Source organism: Pseudoduganella sp. R-31, from assembly GCF_049913235.1.
GTDB lineage: Bacteria > Pseudomonadota > Gammaproteobacteria > Burkholderiales > Burkholderiaceae_D > Rugamonas.
The window spans coordinates 2,931,339-2,948,663 of the sequence record NZ_CP183986.1 but is presented as its reverse complement, the minus strand read 5'-3'; the positions used below and the strand labels follow the sequence as shown (position 1 = coordinate 2,948,663).

The window sequence follows — 17,325 nt, the reverse complement described above, 5'->3', positions numbered from 1 at the left end:
TGCCTGACCCGCAGGGTCAGACACCCCGACACGCGACGATCGCTGGCCAAGTGTCTGACCCTGCGGGTCAGACATTGACTTGCCGGTTTTACTGCTTCCAGACCAGCCAGCCAGCCAGCAGGCTCTGCGCCAGGTAGATACTGCTCGAAATCCCATGCAGCTTGCCGAAGCTGCCGTCGCCCGAAGCCTTCGCCGCAGCCATCATCGGCTGCAGGCCAAAGTGCGAAACCACCGTACACATCACCATCGCCACCACGATCAGCAGCACCGAGCGGCGGCGCTTTGGCGTCCAGTCGCGGGTGCCAAAGAACAGCAGCACGCCCATGGCGGCGCCGCAACCCAGCGATAGCATGGCCTGGGCATGGAACATCAGGCCGGCAATCGATCCGGCCAGTACGCGGTCCAGCGATGCGAACAGGGCCGGCGCCACCAGGTAGCCGACCGCCCACAGGCTGCCAGCCCACAGGGCGGCCACCAGCAGGCGTACTTTCGCCAGCAGCATCAAACGTAGCGTACGTCGATGATCTCGTATTCGCGCGGGCCGGACGGGGCCTGCACTTCCACCACGTCGCCGGCGTATTTGCCGATCAGGGCGCGGGCGATCGGCGAAGTCACCGACACCTTGCTCATCTTCAGGTCGGCTTCATCGGTGCCGACGATCTGGTAGCTCACCTTCTGGCCTGATTCCAGGTCTTCCAGGTCCACGGTGGAGGCGAACACCACGCGGCCTTCCGCGTCCAGGGTGGATGGGTCGATGATCTGGGCCGAGCTCAGCTTGCCTTCCAGTTCCGCGATACGGCCTTCGACGAAGGCCTGGCGCTCCTTGGCGGCATCGTATTCGGCGTTTTCGGACAGGTCGCCGTGCGAACGCGCTTCGGCGATGGCATCGATGACAATGCGGCGTTCCTTGGTCTTGAGCTGGTGCAGCTCTTCTTTCAGGAGTTCGGCGCCGTATTTAGTGAGTGGAACGGAATTCATATCTGTCTCTAGTCAAATTGCTAAAAAGCACAGAGCCCGCGCCATGCTTCAGCGCGGGCTCTGTGGTTATATTGTCAAGCGTACTACTTTACCGGGTCTTAGTTTAAAGACTTATGCAGGCCTTGTAAATCGTACACACGCAATTCGTCCAGGTGGCGGATACCGGCCACGGCGGCCTCAGCACCGGCGATGGTGGTGTAGGTGGTCACGCGGGCCGCCAGCGAGGAAGTACGGATGCTGCGCGAGTCGTTGATCGCGGTACGCTTCTCTTCCACGGTGTTGATCACCAGGACGATTTCGTGGTTCTTGATCATGTCGACCACGTGCGGACGGCCTTCGGACTTCTTGTTCACCGGGGTGACAGGAATGCCGGCTGCCTCGATCACGGCGGCGGTGCCCTTGGTGGCGCACAGGGTGAAGCCTGCATCGACCAGGTCCTTCGCCACTTTCACGGCGCGCGGCTTGTCCGACGCTTTCACCGACAGGAATACCTTGCCCGAGGTCGGCAGCTTGACACCGGCGCCCAGCTGCGACTTCACGAAGGCTTCCGCGAAGGTGGTGCCAACGCCCATCACTTCACCGGTCGATTTCATTTCCGGCCCGAGGATGGTGTCCACGCCAGGGAATTTCACGAACGGGAACACGGCTTCCTTGACGCTGAAGTAAGGCGGCACGACTTCTTTCGTGATGCCCTGCTCTGCCAGCTTCTGGCCGACCATGCAGCGTGCGGCGATCTTGGCCAGCTGCAGGCCGGTCGCCTTGGAAACGTAAGGCACGGTACGCGAGGCGCGCGGGTTCACTTCCAGCACGAAGACGACGTCCTTGCCATCCTGCTTCTGGATCGCGAACTGCACGTTCATCAGGCCAACCACGTTCAGGCCCTTGGCCATCAGCGAGGTCTGGCGCTTCAGTTCATCGATGGTTTCCTGCGACAGCGAGTACGGCGGCAGCGAGCAGGCGGAGTCGCCCGAGTGCACGCCGGCCTGTTCGATGTGCTCCATCACGCCGCCGATGAAGGTGGTGTCGCCGTCGGAGATGCAGTCCACGTCGCACTCGATGGCGTCGTTCAGGAAGCGGTCCAGCAGCACTGGCGAGTCGTTCGACACCTTGACCGCTTCGCGCATGTAGCGCTCCAGGTCGCGCTGCTCGTGCACGATTTCCATCGCACGGCCGCCCAGCACGTAGGAAGGACGCACCACCAGCGGGTAGCCGATTTCCTGTGCCAGCGCCAGCGCTTCTTCTTCGGTGCGCGCGGTGCGGTTAGGCGGCTGGCGCAGGCCCAGGTCCTGCAGCAGCTTCTGGAAGCGCTCGCGGTCTTCCGCGGCGTCGATCATGTCCGGCGAGGTGCCGATGATCGGCACGCCGTTGGCTTCCAGGTCCAGCGCCAGCTTCAGCGGGGTCTGGCCGCCATACTGCACGATCACGCCAACCGGTTTTTCCAGGTCGACGATTTCCAGCACGTCTTCCAGGGTCAGCGATTCGAAGTACAGGCGGTCGGAGGTGTCATAGTCGGTCGACACGGTTTCCGGGTTGCAGTTGACCATGATGGTCTCGTAGCCGTCTTCGCGCATGGCCAGTGCGGCGTGCACGCAGCAGTAGTCGAATTCGATACCCTGGCCGATACGGTTCGGGCCACCGCCCAGCACCATGATTTTTTTCTTGTCGGTCGGGTTGGACTCGCACTCTTCATCGTAGGTCGAGTACATGTAGGCGGTGTCGGTCGAGAACTCGGCGGCGCAGGTGTCGACGCGCTTGTACACCGGACGGATGCCCAGTTCGCGGCGCTTGTTGCGCACGGCGGTGTCGCCGCATTGCAGCAGGTAGCCCAGGCGGCGGTCCGAGAAGCCCTTCTGTTTCAGCTTGTACAGGGTGTTCTTGTCCAGGTTTTCCAGCTTCTGGGTGTCGAGCCACAGTTCCAGGTCGATGATTTCCTTGATCTGCACCAGGAACCACATGTCGATCTTGGTCAGCTGGTACACCTCTTCCAGGGTGAAGCCCTGGGCGAAAGCGTCGCCGACATACCAGATGCGGTCCGGGCCTGGCTCGCCCAGCTCCTCTTCCAGCTTCTCGCGGTCGACGGTCTTCTGGTTCATGCCATCCACGCCAACTTCCAGGCCGCGCAGGGCTTTCTGGAACGATTCCTGGAAGGTGCGGCCAATCGCCATCACTTCGCCCACCGATTTCATCTGGGTGGTCAGGTGGTGGTCGGCGGTCGGGAATTTCTCGAAGGTGAAACGCGGCACCTTGGTCACGACGTAGTCGATCGAAGGCTCGAACGAAGCCGGGGTTGCGCCGCCGGTGATCTCGTTGCGCAGTTCATCCAGGGTGAAGCCCACGGCCAGTTTCGCCGCCACCTTGGCGATCGGGAAGCCCGTGGCCTTCGATGCCAGTGCCGAGGAACGGGACACGCGCGGGTTCATCTCGATGACGATCATGCGGCCGTCTTTCGGGTTGATCGAGAACTGCACGTTGGAGCCGCCGGTATCCACGCCGATCTCGCGCAGCACTGCCAGCGAGGCATTGCGCATGATCTGGTATTCCTTGTCGGTCAGGGTCTGCGCTGGAGCGACGGTGATCGAGTCGCCGGTGTGCACGCCCATCGGGTCCAGGTTTTCGATCGAGCACACGATGATGCAGTTGTCCGCCTTGTCGCGCACCACTTCCATCTCGTACTCTTTCCAGCCCAGCAGCGATTCTTCGATCAGCAGCTCATTGGTTGGCGATGCTTCCAGGCCGCGTTTGCAGATCGCTTCGAATTCTTCTTCGTTGTAAGCGATGCCGCCGCCGGAACCGCCCATGGTGAACGATGGACGGATGATGGTCGGGAAGCCGACTTCCTTCTGCACCGCCCACGATTCTTCCATCGAGTGCGCCACGCCGGAACGCGCCGAACCCAGGCCGATCTTGGTCATCGCATCCTTGAACTTGGCGCGGTCTTCGGCCTTGTCGATGGCTTCCGGGGTCGCGCCGATCAGTTCGACCTTGTACTTGTCCAGCACGCCGTTGCGGTGCAGGTCCAGCGCGCAGTTCAGCGCCGTCTGGCCGCCCATGGTCGGCAGGATCGCGTCAGGACGCTCCTTGTCGATGATGCGCTCCACAACCTGCCAGGTGATCGGCTCGATGTAGGTCACGTCGGCCATTTCCGGGTCGGTCATGATGGTCGCCGGGTTGGAGTTCACCAGGATGACCTTGTAGCCCTCTTCGCGCAGCGCTTTGCAGGCTTGCGCGCCGGAGTAGTCGAATTCGCAGGCCTGGCCGATGATGATCGGGCCGGCGCCAATAATCAGGATGCTTTTAATGTCAGAACGTTTTGGCATTTATTTCTTCTCCGCGGCATTCATCATGTTGATGAAGCGGTCAAACAGGTAGGCGACGTCGGTCGGGCCAGGCGATGCTTCAGGGTGGCCCTGGAAGCAGAAGGCCGGCACGTCGGTGCGGGCGAAGCCCTGCAGCGAACCGTCGAACAGCGACACGTGGGTCACGCGGCAGTTGGCCGGCAGCGTGTCCGCATCCACGGCGAAACCGTGGTTCTGCGAGGTGATCATCACCTTCTTGCTGTCCAGGTCCTGCACCGGGTGGTTGGCGCCGTGGTGGCCGAACTTCATCTTCAGGGTCTTGGCGCCGGACGCCAGTGCCATGATCTGATGGCCCAGGCAGATGCCGAACACCGGGATCTTCTTCTCCATGAAGACTTTGGTCGCTTCGATCGCGTAGTCGCATGGCTCAGGGTCGCCGGGACCGTTGGACAGGAACACGCCGTCCGGGTTCAGCGACAGCACGTAGGCGGCGGAAGTCTGCGCCGGCACCACGGTCACCTTGCAGCCGCGCGAAGCGAGCATGCGCAAGATGTTGCGCTTGACGCCGAAGTCGTAGGCGACAACGTGGAATTTAGGGTCAGCTACCTTGCCATAGCCTTTGCCCAGTTCCCATTCGGTCTCGGTCCACTCGTACACTTCCGGCACGGTCACGACTTTTGCCAGGTCCATGCCCGCCAGGCCAGGGAAGCTGCGTGCCAGTTCCAGTGCCTGCTGCACGGACGGCTCGTTGCCCTGCACGCCGGTCACGATGGCGCCGGCCTGGGCGCCCTTCTCGCGCAGCACGCGGGTCAGCTTGCGGGTGTCGATACCGGCGATGGCGACGATGTTCTCGGCCTTCAGGTAATCGGTCAGCGATTGGCTGGAGCGGAAATTCGAGTGGATCAGCGGCAGGTCGCGGATGATCAGGCCTGCGGCGTGGACTTTGGAAGCTTCGACGTCTTCGGTATTGATACCGTAGTTGCCGATGTGGGGGTAAGTCAGGGTGACGATCTGGCGGGAATACGATGGATCGGTCAGGATTTCCTGATAACCCGTCATGGAGGTATTGAAAACGACTTCGCCCGTCGTGTGACCGGCAGCGCCAATGGAAATACCTTTAAAGATTGTTCCGTCGGCTAGTGCCAGGATGGCTGGAACGGCTGGGCCAGAAAAAAATGGCGGCAAGGGCAACTCCTGATTAAGTTACCGTAGCGACGCCACTCAGACAACCCACGGGTGTACGGGCGCAATGCCGGGCTCGCGGGTCAGATGATGATGGATGTGTGAGGTAGGCGCTACGGTCGAATGGTAATTGGCTAAACCTTTGAATTATAACCCAAAGTTCCTTCAACGGCAAGCCCCTGCCGGAGCATCACCGGCCTTGGCGGAGGGCCTCGGCCAGGCGCGGCACCAGCGCCGCATGGCGTTTGTGCAGGAACAGGTAAAGCGGCACTTCTTCCAGTGGCGGCAGCAATTGCAACAGGTCCGGGTCGTGCCCCTGCATCGCCAGCACCTCCTTGTTGCTGCGGCCCATGATGGCGATATCGCAACCGCCGGCCTTCAGCATGCGCAATAAGGACGCATCGTTGTCCAGGCGATGGCGCGGCATGCCGGCCGTGCGCTCTTCCGTGAAGTTATAGCCCCGCCGCATGCAGAGTGTGTGGCCGCGCAGCGACTTCCAGCCGCGCGACACGTCGATCTTCTTATAGGAATAGGCAGTTGGCGCGTACATATAGATCGGCTCCGGAACTGCCACCAGTTGTGGATAGCTGCTGGCGGCCAGCATGGTGCGTCCGATCGCGCCATCCAGCTTGCCTTCATTGACAAGCACCATGCCGCGTTCAGCGGACAAGGCACTCACCTTGACGCCCAGCCCGGCACGGTGAGCTGCGGCTTCAACGGTTTTCCACGCCGCGAGATGGGCTGGCGTATCCGGGATCACGAAGAGCTGCAGGTCCTGGCCTGGCACGGGCGCTGAAGCCAGCGCGCACAGCAAGGCGACCAGGACTTTCATCGCTACTCCCCTTCGCCAAGCAGCTTATGCATGGTGCCGTCGGCCCGCATCTGCTTCAGGGCGGCGGCAACCTTGGGCACCAGCGCCGCATGGCTCTTGTGCAGGTAGATATAGAGGGGCATGATTTCCATCGGCGGCAGCAGGCGCTGGAGCGGCGGGTCCGCCGTCATGGCGGCGCGCGCCAGCGCATTATTGCGCTCCATGACCGCGACATCGCAACCGCCGGCTGCCAGCATGCGCAGCATGGTCGCCTCGTCGGCAAGCACCTGGCGCGCCAGGTCCTTGGTGCGCTGGTCGGTCTGGCGCAGGCCGCGGCGAATGCAGACCGTGTGCGCGCGCAGGGACTCCCAGCCGCCCGTCACGTCGAAGCGTTTATAAGAGAACGCCGTTGGCGCGTATTGGTAGATCGGCTCAGGTACCTGGACCAGGTTGGGGTAGTTTTTTTCGAGGCCGGAGGAACGTCCGACGTCGCCATCGGTCGTGCCTTCATTAGCCAGCACCGCCGAGCGCTCGGGCGACACCTCGCGCACCACCGCATTGATGCCGGCGCGCTGGAAAGCGACTTCCGCCGCCTTCCACAAATCGGCATGAGTGGTGCTGCGCGAGATGACGGACAGCTGCAGCTCTTCAGCGCGCAGCGGCGCCGACAGGATGATTGGACAAAGCAGCAAGGCAAACGGCAGTCTCATAACTCCCCCTTGCCTGTATTCTAGGAAGTCATTGCCTCAATTGCAAGACTTAAGCCAGTGCAGCAATACCCGCCTTGGCGATTTGTGCATCTTCGCTCGATTTCACACCCGACACGCCCACCGCGCCGATGGTGTGGCCATCGACCACGATATTGACGCCGCCTTCCAGCGGCGCTTCCACCATCGGCACGCCGACGAAGGAAGTTCGGCCGCCGTTGATCATGTCTTCATAGATCTTGGTTTCGCGGCGGCCCAGGGCCGACAGGCGTGCCTTGGCAGGCGCGATGTGCGACGACAGCGGCGCCGCGCCATCCAGGCGCTGGAGCCACAGCAGGTGGCCGCCGTCGTCGACGATGGCGATGGTGACCGCCCAGTTGTTCTTGCTTGCTTCGGCCTCGGCGGCAGCGGCGATTTTCTTGATGTCGTCCAGGGACAGCACTGGCTTGGTGATCATTCTCTCGTTTCCTGATAATTATGGGGCCGGCGTTTCGCGGCGCGCCTTCAGCTTTTGCTTCAGTTGCGGCATGACGGCCAGGGTTGCACGCTCGCCCGCCTGCATGGCGCCCGAGCGGTTGGTGAATTCCGCGGAACCCATCTTGCCCAGCGGCGGCTGGATCACGATGTCGGCATCACGCAGTTCAAGCTGGTTGATACGCTGGCCCATGATGGAGAAGGTCTGCATGATGACCTCCAGCGAAGAATTGGTGGCCTGCGCCTCGGCCTGGGTCGAAATATTCACCGCGATGATAAATTCCGCGCCCATTTCACGCGCAAAGCGCACCGGCACCGGCGCCACCAAGCCGCCATCGACGTAGGTGTGGTCGCCGATCTTCACCGGCTGGAATACGCCAGGAACAGCGGAACTGGCGCGAACCGCCATGCCGGTATTCCCGCGCTGGAACAGGATGGGCTGGCCGGTCTTCAGGTCCGACGCCACGGCGCCGAACGGCATTTTCAGCTTCTCGATGACGCGGTTGCCGACAGCCTTGTTGACGAAGGATTGCAGGGCCTCGCCCTTCAGCACGCCGGAAGACTTGCCGAACAAGGGCAGCGCCCAGTCGGAAATGGCCGATTCATCGAGGTCGACGGCCATCTTCTGCAGGGCCTTGGCATCGTTGCCGGCCGCATACAGGGCGCCGACCACGGAGCCGGCACTGGTGCCGACCACGATATCCGGCACGATGCCCTGCGCTTCCAGCGCCTTGATCACGCCGATGTGGGCGAAACCGCGGGCGGCGCCGCCACCGAGGGCAAGGCCGATCTTCACCTTGCGCTGCACTGGCGCAACCGGCGGTACCACAGGGGGCTGCACCGGCGGTTCAACGGAGACCAGCGGCACGTCGGTCGATTTGATCGGCGGATCGAGTTCGGTGGTAACGGTATTGGGATTGGTCTGGCACCCGGCAAGCGCTGCGGCGGCCAGGATGGCAAAAGCGAAACGTTTCAAGTGCATGTAGTGGTTAATCTGCTCGTTTTTTTAGGCGAGCAGATTTTACCTAATAAATGGGGTACGTCCCCATTTTTCTTCTCAGGCAGCTTGCGCCGGTTCGACGGTAGTGGAAACCAGCGATTTTGGCAGGCTGACCGTGAAGGTGCTGCCCTGCCCTGCCTCGGAGCTGATATTCAGCTTGCCGCTGTGGCGCAGCAGTACGTGCTTGACGATGGCCAGGCCCAGGCCGGTGCCCTGCGTCTCTCGCGAGCGGCTCTTGTCGACGCGGTAGAAGCGCTCGGTCAGGCGGGAAATATGCTCCGGATTGATGCCGATGCCGGTGTCCTGCACCTGGAACTGCACGCCGGTCGGCGTGTCTTCCCAACGCAGCTTGATGGTGCCGCCCGCAGGCGTGTAGCGCACGGCATTGGAGGCCAGGTTGCCGAAGGCGCTGTGCAATTCGTCCATATTGCCCATGACATCGCCGCCATGCAGTTCCAGCGAAATTTCATGCTTGCCGCCGGACAGCGCGCGCGCTTCGTGCAGCACCTGCTCCAGCAGGGCCGGGATGTTGACGTGCTCCGGGCGCATCGGGTGGTCGACCGATTCCAGGCGCGACAAGGTCAGCATGTCCTCGATCAGGTGCTGCATGCGGTGGCTTTGCTCGGTCATCAGCTTGAGGTGGGCGGCGCGGGTCTCCGCGTCCAGCTCCATCGAAGCGGCGATTTCCAGGAAACCGGCGATCACGGTCAGCGGGGTGCGCAGCTCGTGCGAGGCGTTGGCGATGAAGTCGCGGCGCATCATTTCCGCGCGCTGGGTCTCGGTGATGTCGTGCGTGACCAGGATCTGGCGCCGGTTTTCAAACGGGATGATGTGCACGACCAGCTTGCGGCCGCGGAAGTTCAGCGTCAGCGGCTGGTCGTAGCGGCCCAGGATCAGGTAATCCATGAAGTCCGGGCTGCGCACCAGGTTGGTCACGCGCATGCCCTTGTCGCGCGCTTGCTGCAGGCCCAGGTGCTCTTCCGCCGCCGGATTGCACCATTCGAGGAACAGCACGTCGTCCATGATCACGACGCCGTCCGGCAGCAGGTGCATGGCCTGGCGGAAGCGCGCCAGCCATTCGGTCAACTCGGCCTGGTTCTTTTCGTCGTCGCGGCGCAGGCGGTACAGGCGCGAGAAAATATTGGTCCACTCGCCCCAGCCATCAGGCAGGCGGCCCGACTCGGGCTTGTCCAGCCATTCGCTCAGCTGATAGAGGTACTTGAGCTGGATGAACACGGCAGCCAGCACGCCGGCAAAGGCGGTGACAATGCCGGCCGCCAGGCCAAACCACCACCACATCAGGCCCGCGCCTGCCAGCAGGAAGCCAAGCCGGATGGCGACAGGTACCCAGAACACGACTTTTGGATTCATGGCTTCTCGGTCAGCATATATCCCACGCTGCGCACGGTCTTGATCAGGTGCTCGGCATCCTTCAGCGCCTTGCGCAGTCGCAGCACGTGGACGTCCACCGTGCGCTCCTCGATCACCACATGGTCGCCCCACACCTTGTCCAGCAGCTGGCTGCGTGAGAACACGCGCTCCGGGTGGGCCATGAAGAACTTGAGCAGCTTGTATTCGGCGTGCCCGATGTCGATCTTGTTGTCGTTCATCGACACGGTGCAGCTGACCGGATCGAGCACCACCGGACCGGCCTTGAGCTGGGTTTCGGCCAGTTCGGGGCTCTTGCGCCGCAACAGTGCGCGGGCACGGGCCAGCAGCTCGCGCGGTGAAAACGGCTTGGTGATGTAGTCGTCGGCGCCGCCATTCAGGCCTGCCAGCTTGTCCTCTTCCATGCTCTTGGCCGTCAGCATGATCACAGGAACGGCGGCGAAGTGGCGGTCGCCGCGGATGCGGGCCAGCAGGCGCAGGCCGCTCTGGTCCGGCAGCATCCAGTCCAGCAACACCAGTTGCGGCGTGCGGGTCTGCATGACTTCCCAGGCTTCCTGCGTGGATTGTGCCACCACGCAGTTCCAGCCAGCTTCGCGCAGCGAGAACCTCACCAGCTCCACGATCGCCGGTTCATCTTCAACAATCAGTACAGTCGTTTTGTCGGATGCCATTTATTTGCTTGCTTCTTGGGTCGCTCCGTGGGAATGGCGGATATCCCTGCCTTCCACCACGTAGATCACGTATTCGGCGATATTCTTGGCGTGGTCGCCGATGCGCTCGATGGCCTTGGCCACCCACATCGTGTCCAGCGCTGCCGAGATTGTACGCGGATCTTCCATCATGAAGGTGATCAGGTTGCGCATGATGGAGCGGTATTCGTGGTCGATCACGGCATCCTGGGCGATCAAGTCCAGCGCGGCCTTTTCGTCGCTGCGCGCAAAGGCGTCCAGCGCATCGTGCAGCAGGTCGCTGGTGGCGGTGGCGATGGTACGCACCATTTCATAGTGGTTCAGGGTCACGGCGCCGCGCCCGTGCAGGGCTTTGGCGATGCGCGCGATCTTGGCTGCTTCGTCGCCGATGCGTTCCAGGTCGGTGATCACCTTCAGGGTGGCCATCACGGTGCGCAGGTCATTGGCGGTCGGCTGGCGTTTGACGATCAGGTGGCTGCACTGGTCGTCCAGCTGCACTTCCAGCTGGTTGACGTTGGCGTCTTCGGCCACCACGCGTTCGGCGCGCTCCAGGTTGCCGATGCGGAAGCAGGTCATCGCGTCCAGGAACATGGTCTCGACCATGCCGCCCATCAGCAGCACTTTGGAGCGGATGCCTTCGAGTTCGGTGTCGTAAGCTTTGGAGGAATGTTCGCCCATCATAATCGCTTCTCTCTCTTCTTCTGGTTAGCCAAAACGGCCGGTGATGTAGTCCTGGGTCTCTTTGCGCACAGGATTCATGAAAATCTGGTCGGTTTCGCCGAATTCCACCAGCTCGCCCAGGTACATATAGGCGGTGTAGTCGGAGCAGCGCGCCGCCTGCTGCATATTGTGGGTCACGATGGCGATCGTGTAGTCCTCTTTCAGCTCGGAGATCAGTTCTTCGATCTTGGAGGTGGAAATCGGGTCCAGCGCGGAAGTCGGTTCGTCCAGCAGCAGGACGTCAGGCTTCACCGCCACGCCGCGCGCGATGCACAGGCGCTGCTGCTGGCCGCCGGACAGCGACAGGCCGCTCTTGGCCAGCTTGTCCTTCACTTCGCCCCACAGGGCGGCTTTTTTCAGCGCCCATTCGACGCGCTCGTCCATCTCGCCTTTCGACAGGTCTTCGTACAGGCGCACGCCGAAAGCGATATTGTCGTAGATCGACATCGGGAACGGGGTCGGCTTCTGGAACACCATGCCCACTTTGGCGCGCAGCATGTTCACGTCCAGGCCCGCTTCCAGGATGTTGTGGCCACGGTAGCGGATGGCGCCTTCGGCGCGCTGGCCCGGGTACAGGTCGTACATGCGGTTCAGGGTGCGCAGCAGGGTCGATTTGCCGCAGCCGGACGGGCCGATGAAGGCGGTCACCTTCTTCTCGTGGATGTCGAGGTTGACGTTGTGCAGGCTGCGCGTCTTACCGTAGTAGAAGTTCAGGCCGGAGATTTCAATGATTTTGCTAGCTTGGGTCATGATCTGTACTCGTTATTTTGGTGCTTTTTGCGCAAACACGGTGCGCGACAGGATGTTCAGTGCCAGGACGCTGAAGGTCACGATCAGCGCGCCGCCCCAGGCCAGCTCGCGCCAGTTGTCGTATGGGCTCATGGCGAACTGGTAGATCACCACCGGCAGGTTGGCCAGCGGCTGGTTCATGTCGGCGCTGAAGAACTGGTTGTTCAGGGCCGTGAACAGCAGCGGTGCGGTTTCGCCGGCCACGCGGGCCACGGCCAACAGCACGCCGGTCATCACGCCGGCCTTGACTGCGCGCAGGCGTACCATCACCGACACTTTCCAGCGCGGTGCGCCAAGGGCGTAGGCCGCTTCCAGCAGCGAGTTCGGCACCAGTTTCAACATATTGTCGGTCGTGCGCACCACCACCGGGATCGCGATCAGCGACAGCGCGATGGAGCCGGCGTAGCCCGAGAAGTGCTGCACGTTCGCCACGTACAGCGCATACACGAACAGCCCGATCACGATCGACGGCGCCGACAGCATGATGTCGGTCACGAAGCGGGTCAGTTGCGCCACCTTGTTTTCCTCGCCGTATTCAGCCAGGTAGATGCCGGCCAGGATGCCGATCGGGGTCGACACAGCGGTCGACAGGCCCACCATCATCAGCGAGCCGACGATGGCATTGCGCAGGCCGCCGCCATCGCTGCCTGGCGCCGGGGTATCGCCGGTGAAGATCAGCACATTCAGGGCGGAGAAGCCGTTGATCAGCAGGGTTGCCAGGATCCACAGCAGTGCAACCAGGCCGACTGACATGGCGCCGACCGACAGCGCCATGCCGACGCGATGGAAGAACAGGCGCTTGCGGTAGACAGGATTTTTGGTCTGGATCATTTGATGCCCTCCTTGCGCGACAGGCCCATCAGCATCAGCTTGGCGCCGGACAGGACAATAAAGGTAATAATGAACAGCAGCAGGCCCAGCGCGAACAGCGAGGACACGTGCAGCTTGCTGGACGCTTCGGCGAATTCATTGGCCAGCGTCGAAGCGATCGAGCTGCCCGGCGAGAACAGGGAGGTAGGCAGCTTGGCCGCGTTACCGATCACGAAGGTGACCGCCATGGTTTCGCCCAGGGCGCGGCCCAGGCCCAGCATGACGCCGCCCACTACGCCAGTCTTGGTGTACGGCAGCACAACCTTGCGCACCACTTCCCAACGGGTGCAACCCAGGCCGTAAGCCGATTCCTTCAGCACGGCAGGCACGATCTCGAAGACATCGCGCATCACGGAAGCGATGAACGGAATGATCATCACGGCCAGGATCAGGCCTGCGGTCAGGATGCCGATGCCCATGGTCGGGCCTTTGAACAGCGCACCGATAAAAGGCAAGGCGCCGAGGGTGGACTTCAGCAGCGGCTGCACGTATTCGCTGAACATCGGGGCGAACACGAACAGGCCCCACATGCCGTAGATAATCGATGGCACGCCAGCCAGTAGCTCGATGGCGGTGCCTAGCGGGCGGCGCAGCCAGACCGGGCATACCTCGGTCAGGAACAGCGCGATGCCGAAGCTGACCGGGAAGGCGATCAGCAAGGCGATACCGGCGCTGGCCAGCGTGCCGACGATGGCAATCGCGGCGCCGAACTGGTCGTTGACCGGGTCCCATTCAACGGTGGTGATGAAGCCAGGCCCGAACTCTTTCAGGGCAGGCAAGGCGCCATTGATCAGGGAAATGATAATGCCGACCAGTACAAACAGTACGGTCAGCGCAAAGACCATCGTGATCTTGTGGAAGAACCAATCCTGGATGCGCTGCTTGCGCACCACGGACTGCATGGCAGCAACGGAGGCACTCATGGTGGCGGGTTCCGATAACTGGAGGGGAGCTGGTGAGGTGATTTCTGCACTCATGATTTAGTTTTTTGGTTTAGCTAACCGGGGAGGCCTTCTGTTCAAGCCACCCCGCTTAGCTTCCTCTTTAAACCGGCACCCCGATCGGATGGCCGCCCCGTCTGACCCACAGGGTCAGACACCTGGCCTGCGGCTGCCGCGGGCCTAGGTGTCAGACCCTGCGGGTCTGACACCGGGGTGCCGGTTTCAGAAGATCAGTTCAGCGGCTTGCCCGAAGCATCCTTCAGGTTAGCCTTCCACGAACCCTGCACCAGCTTCACAACAGTGTCAGGCAGCGGCACATAGTCCAGTTCGACAGCAGCCGCATCGCCGTTCTTGAAAGCCCAGTCGAAGAACTTGATGACTTCCTTGCCCTTGTTCGCGTCAGCCTGCTGCTTGTGCATCAGGATGTAGGACACGCCGGTGATTGGCCACGAAGTCTTGCCGGCCTGGTCGGTCAGCACCACGCCGAAGCCTGGGGTCTTGGTCCATTCCGCGTTGGCAGCAGCGGCCTTGAAGTTGTCGTCGTCAGGTTGCAGGAAGTTGCCGTCCTTGTTCTTCAGCTGGGTGTGCGCGATCTTGTTTTTCTTGGCGTAGGCCCATTCCACGTAGCCGATGGCGCCCTTGATACGCTGCACGTTGGCGGCAACACCGTCGTTGCCCTTGCCGCCCACGCCGGTTACCCATTTCACGGCGGTGCCGGCACCGATCTTGGTCTTGAACTCTGGGTTCACTTTCGACAGGTAGTCGGTGAACAGGAAGGAGGTGCCGGAGCCGTCAGCGCGGTGCACCACGGTGATTTCAGCAGCTGGCAGCTTCACGCCTGGGTTCAGGGCAGCGATCGCTGCGTCGTTCCACTGGGTGATCTTGCCCAGGTAGATGTCAGCCACAACCGGGCCGGTCAGTTTCAGCTGACCTGGAGCGATGCCGTCCAGGTTCACCACGGTCACCACGCCACCCATGATGGCCGGGAACTGCATCAGGCCGTCAGCGTCCAGCTCTTCCGCTTTCAGCGGCATGTCGGAAGCGCCGAAATCGACGGTCTTGGCTTTGATCTGCTTGATACCTGCGCCGGAACCGACGGACTGATAGTTCAGGCCATTGCCGGTGGATGCTTTGTAGGCTTCAGCCCACTTGGCGTAGATCGGATAAGGGAAAGTTGCGCCTGCACCGGTCATGTCCGCTGCGAAAGCGGTCGAGAATGCCATTGCCGCCGAAGCGCCAACAACGAAGGAGGTCAACAACTGTTTCATGCGCATATCAAAGGTCCTTTTCAGGGGTTGGGTTGAATGCTGCGCAGTGTATGACGTCAATATGACAGCTTTATGACACGTCAAAATTAAGTCTAGGACAAGGTCACAAACTTGTCATATTTCTCAAATATACTATTAGTTATGAAAACAGCATTCCTTGATCGGGAGCTGTCACAGCTGGCGTTCAACCGCCGCGTGATGGCCCAGGCAGAAGACGCCACCATCCCTGTGCTCGAACGATTGCGCTACCTGTGCATTGTCAGCAGCAACCTGGACGAGTTCTTTGAAGTAAGGGTCGCCAGCCTGCTGGCCGCCGCCAGCGTCGATGGCGACCTGGGCGATCACCCTGCCCTCGCGGCCACGCTGGAACGGGTCAGCCACGAGTGTCATGAACTGGTCAAGCGCCAGTACGAAATATTTAATACGGCAGTGTTGCCAGAAATGAAAGCCCAGGGCATCCACATCGTGCGCCACAGCCAGCGCAACGAAGCCCAACGGGCCTGGGTCAAGGATTATTTTGACCGCGAAGTACGCCCCCTGCTGACCCCGATCGGCCTCGACCCGGCCCACCCTTTCCCGCAAGTAGTAAACAAGAGCCTCAATTTCATCGTCGCGCTGAGCGGCAAGGATGCCTTCGGGCGCGGCACCGCCATTGCTATTGTCAAGGCGCCGCGCGTGCTGCCGCGCGTGATCCGCCTGCCCGACCATCTATCTAAAGAGGGCGGCGTGTCATTCTGCCTGCTGTCCTCCGTCATCCACGCCCATATTTCCGAAATGTTCGCCGGGCGCGATGTGATGGCGTATTCCCAGTTCCGGGTCACGCGCGACTCCGACTTGTGGGTGGATGAAGATGAAGTGAAAAACCTGCGCCAGGCGCTGAAAGGCGAGCTGCAAGGTCGCGCCTATGGCCGCTCGGTGCGGATCGAGGTGGCCAAGAACTGTCCGCCCGAACTGTCGCAATTCCTGCTCGACCAGTTCAGCCTGGACCAGAGCCGCCTGTACCGCGTCGACGGCCCGGTGAATATGGTGCGCCTGAACGAAATCGTGGAACAGGCGCGCCGCCCCGAGCTGCGCTTCCCGCCTTTCATCGCGGGCGTGCAAGCAAAGACCGTCAACAATGACATCTTCGCCACCATCCGCAAGCATGACATCCTGCTGCACCACCCATACCAGAGCTTCCAGACCGTGATCGACTTCATCCGCAGCGCGGCCTTCGATCCGGCGGTGGTGGCGATCAAGCAGACCGTCTACCGCACAGGCATGAACTCCGACCTGATGGAAGCGCTGATTGCAGCCGCCCGCAGCGGCAAGGAAGTCACGGTAGTGGTGGAACTGATGGCGCGTTTCGACGAAGAAGCCAATATCAACTGGGCCGACAAGCTGGAACAGGCCGGCGCCCAGGTGGTGTACGGCGTGGTGGGCCTGAAGACCCACGCCAAGATCGCCCTGGTGATCCGCCGCGATGAAGGCGGCCTCGGCTACTACGCCCACCTCGGCACCGGCAACTACCACCCCACCACGACCAAGTTCTATACCGACTTCGGCATCCTGACCTGCGGGCCGCAACTGGGCCGCGACGTCAACGAAGTCTTCATGCACCTGACCAGCCTGACCAAGCCGCAGCGCATGAACCACATCTGGCTGGCGCCGTTCTCGCTGCAAGACCAGATCATCAAAGCGATACGGAACGAAGCCAAAATCGCGAAATCCGGGCGTCCGGGCCGGATTATCGCTAAAATCAATGCATTAACCGATGAACCGGTCATCCGGGCGCTGTATGCCGCCTCGAAGGACGGGGTCAAGATCGACCTGATCGTGCGCGGCGCCTGCACCCTGATGCCGGGCGTGCCGGGATTGTCCGAAAACATCCGGGTGCGCTCCATCATCGGCCGCTTCCTTGAACATAGCCGCATCTATTACTTCCGCAACGACCTGGCCCATGACGTCATGCTGGCCAGCGCGGACTGGATGAACCGCAACCTGCTGCGCCGCATTGAAGTGGCGTTCCCGGTGCTGGACCGGGGCCTGAAACGGCGTGTCATTGCGGAAGGTTTGACGCCTTACCTGAAGGACAACTCCAACGCATGGGAGCTGGATTCGCACGGCCAGTATCACCGCCGCAAAGCACGCGGCAAGCAGAAGGCCTTCAGCGCCCAGCAGCATTTGATGGAGTTACTAGGTACGCCGGCCGATGCGCCGGCGGATTGAAGC

General features: G+C 61.7%; 16 protein-coding genes. 1 reads left to right on the top strand and 15 read right to left on the bottom strand.

The window, feature by feature from the left end; genetic code table 11:
- Window positions 1–88: 88 nt before the first annotated feature.
- The 15 genes from ACN9MY_RS13530 to pstS form a co-directional block, all read right to left on the bottom strand.
- Window positions 89–502, bottom strand: a complete 414-nt coding sequence (locus ACN9MY_RS13530) for a DUF4149 domain-containing protein (protein ID WP_426171345.1) — start codon at window positions 500–502, stop codon at window positions 89–91.
- Window positions 502–978 (bottom strand): transcription elongation factor GreA, encoded by a 477-nt coding sequence (gene greA / locus ACN9MY_RS13525; RefSeq protein ID WP_426171344.1) that lies wholly within the window; start codon window positions 976–978, stop codon window positions 502–504. Before greA ends, ACN9MY_RS13530 begins: the two co-directional genes overlap by 1 nt.
- Before the next feature lie 98 nt (window positions 979–1,076).
- The gene (gene carB, locus ACN9MY_RS13520) at window positions 1,077–4,295 is read right to left on the bottom strand and encodes a carbamoyl-phosphate synthase large subunit (protein WP_426171342.1); all 3,219 of its coding nucleotides are present in this window, start codon (window positions 4,293–4,295) and stop codon (window positions 1,077–1,079) included.
- Window positions 4,296–5,459: a glutamine-hydrolyzing carbamoyl-phosphate synthase small subunit gene (gene carA / locus ACN9MY_RS13515; protein ID WP_426322979.1), complete on the bottom strand. Its 1,164-nt coding sequence runs from the start codon at window positions 5,457–5,459 to the stop codon at window positions 4,296–4,298. It abuts the gene before it with no gap.
- Between the two features lie 187 nt (window positions 5,460–5,646).
- A complete protein-coding gene (locus tag ACN9MY_RS13510; RefSeq protein WP_426337465.1) occupies window positions 5,647–6,288 on the bottom strand; it encodes a hypothetical protein in 642 nt (213 codons plus the stop codon).
- A gap of 2 nt (window positions 6,289–6,290) precedes the next feature.
- Window positions 6,291–6,977 (bottom strand): substrate-binding periplasmic protein, encoded by a 687-nt coding sequence (locus ACN9MY_RS13505; RefSeq protein WP_426171337.1) that lies wholly within the window; start codon window positions 6,975–6,977, stop codon window positions 6,291–6,293.
- Between the two features lie 49 nt (window positions 6,978–7,026).
- Window positions 7,027–7,431, bottom strand: a complete 405-nt coding sequence (locus ACN9MY_RS13500) for a heme-binding protein (RefSeq protein ID WP_426171335.1) — start codon at window positions 7,429–7,431, stop codon at window positions 7,027–7,029.
- Window positions 7,432–7,449: 18 nt separating this feature from the next.
- A complete protein-coding gene (locus tag ACN9MY_RS13495) occupies window positions 7,450–8,430 on the bottom strand; it encodes a patatin-like phospholipase family protein (RefSeq protein ID WP_426171333.1) in 981 nt (326 codons plus the stop codon).
- A gap of 75 nt (window positions 8,431–8,505) precedes the next feature.
- On the bottom strand, window positions 8,506–9,819 hold the full coding sequence (phoR, locus tag ACN9MY_RS13490; protein WP_426171332.1) for a phosphate regulon sensor histidine kinase PhoR: 1,314 nt from the start codon (window positions 9,817–9,819) through the stop codon (window positions 8,506–8,508).
- Window positions 9,816–10,508: a phosphate regulon transcriptional regulator PhoB gene (phoB, locus tag ACN9MY_RS13485; protein ID WP_057263163.1), complete on the bottom strand. Its 693-nt coding sequence runs from the start codon at window positions 10,506–10,508 to the stop codon at window positions 9,816–9,818. Before phoB ends, phoR begins: the two co-directional genes overlap by 4 nt.
- Window positions 10,509–11,207, bottom strand: a complete 699-nt coding sequence (gene phoU / locus ACN9MY_RS13480; RefSeq protein WP_426171329.1) for a phosphate signaling complex protein PhoU — start codon at window positions 11,205–11,207, stop codon at window positions 10,509–10,511.
- Between the two features lie 24 nt (window positions 11,208–11,231).
- Window positions 11,232–11,996: a phosphate ABC transporter ATP-binding protein PstB gene (gene pstB / locus ACN9MY_RS13475; protein WP_426171328.1), complete on the bottom strand. Its 765-nt coding sequence runs from the start codon at window positions 11,994–11,996 to the stop codon at window positions 11,232–11,234.
- 12 nt (window positions 11,997–12,008) lie between these two features.
- A complete protein-coding gene (pstA, locus tag ACN9MY_RS13470) occupies window positions 12,009–12,866 on the bottom strand; it encodes a phosphate ABC transporter permease PstA (RefSeq protein ID WP_426171327.1) in 858 nt (285 codons plus the stop codon).
- Complete coding sequence (pstC, locus tag ACN9MY_RS13465; RefSeq protein WP_426337464.1) at window positions 12,863–13,828, bottom strand: phosphate ABC transporter permease subunit PstC; 966 nt, start codon at window positions 13,826–13,828, stop codon at window positions 12,863–12,865. The genes pstA and pstC overlap by 4 nt, the downstream gene beginning before the upstream one ends.
- Window positions 13,829–14,076: 248 nt before the next feature.
- A complete protein-coding gene (gene pstS / locus ACN9MY_RS13460) occupies window positions 14,077–15,120 on the bottom strand; it encodes a phosphate ABC transporter substrate-binding protein PstS (protein ID WP_426322970.1) in 1,044 nt (347 codons plus the stop codon).
- 135 nt (window positions 15,121–15,255) lie between these two features.
- Between pstS and ppk1 the strand changes: the two genes are divergently transcribed.
- A complete protein-coding gene (gene ppk1 / locus ACN9MY_RS13455; RefSeq protein ID WP_426322968.1) occupies window positions 15,256–17,322 on the top strand; it encodes a polyphosphate kinase 1 in 2,067 nt (688 codons plus the stop codon).
- Window positions 17,323–17,325: the final 3 nt, after the last annotated feature.

Coding starts and splice junctions, on each gene's coding strand:
- ACN9MY_RS13530 (WP_426171345.1), bottom strand. CDS start 502: ATGCTGCTGGCGAAAGTACGCCTGCTGGTGGCCGCCCTGTGGGCTGGC.
- greA (WP_426171344.1), bottom strand. CDS start 978: ATGAATTCCGTTCCACTCACTAAATACGGCGCCGAACTCCTGAAAGAA.
- carB (WP_426171342.1), bottom strand. CDS start 4,295: ATGCCAAAACGTTCTGACATTAAAAGCATCCTGATTATTGGCGCCGGC.
- ACN9MY_RS13510 (WP_426337465.1), bottom strand. CDS start 6,288: ATGAAAGTCCTGGTCGCCTTGCTGTGCGCGCTGGCTTCAGCGCCCGTG.
- ACN9MY_RS13505 (WP_426171337.1), bottom strand. CDS start 6,977: ATGAGACTGCCGTTTGCCTTGCTGCTTTGTCCAATCATCCTGTCGGCG.
- ACN9MY_RS13500 (WP_426171335.1), bottom strand. CDS start 7,431: ATGATCACCAAGCCAGTGCTGTCCCTGGACGACATCAAGAAAATCGCC.
- ACN9MY_RS13495 (WP_426171333.1), bottom strand. CDS start 8,430: ATGCACTTGAAACGTTTCGCTTTTGCCATCCTGGCCGCCGCAGCGCTT.
- phoR (WP_426171332.1), bottom strand. CDS start 9,819: ATGAATCCAAAAGTCGTGTTCTGGGTACCTGTCGCCATCCGGCTTGGC.
- phoB (WP_057263163.1), bottom strand. CDS start 10,508: ATGGCATCCGACAAAACGACTGTACTGATTGTTGAAGATGAACCGGCG.
- phoU (WP_426171329.1), bottom strand. CDS start 11,207: ATGATGGGCGAACATTCCTCCAAAGCTTACGACACCGAACTCGAAGGC.
- pstB (WP_426171328.1), bottom strand. CDS start 11,996: ATGACCCAAGCTAGCAAAATCATTGAAATCTCCGGCCTGAACTTCTAC.
- pstA (WP_426171327.1), bottom strand. CDS start 12,866: ATGATCCAGACCAAAAATCCTGTCTACCGCAAGCGCCTGTTCTTCCAT.
- pstC (WP_426337464.1), bottom strand. CDS start 13,828: ATGAGTGCCTCCGTTGCTGCCATGCAGTCCGTGGTGCGCAAGCAGCGC.
- pstS (WP_426322970.1), bottom strand. CDS start 15,120: ATGCGCATGAAACAGTTGTTGACCTCCTTCGTTGTTGGCGCTTCGGCG.
- ppk1 (WP_426322968.1), top strand. CDS start 15,256: ATGAAAACAGCATTCCTTGATCGGGAGCTGTCACAGCTGGCGTTCAAC.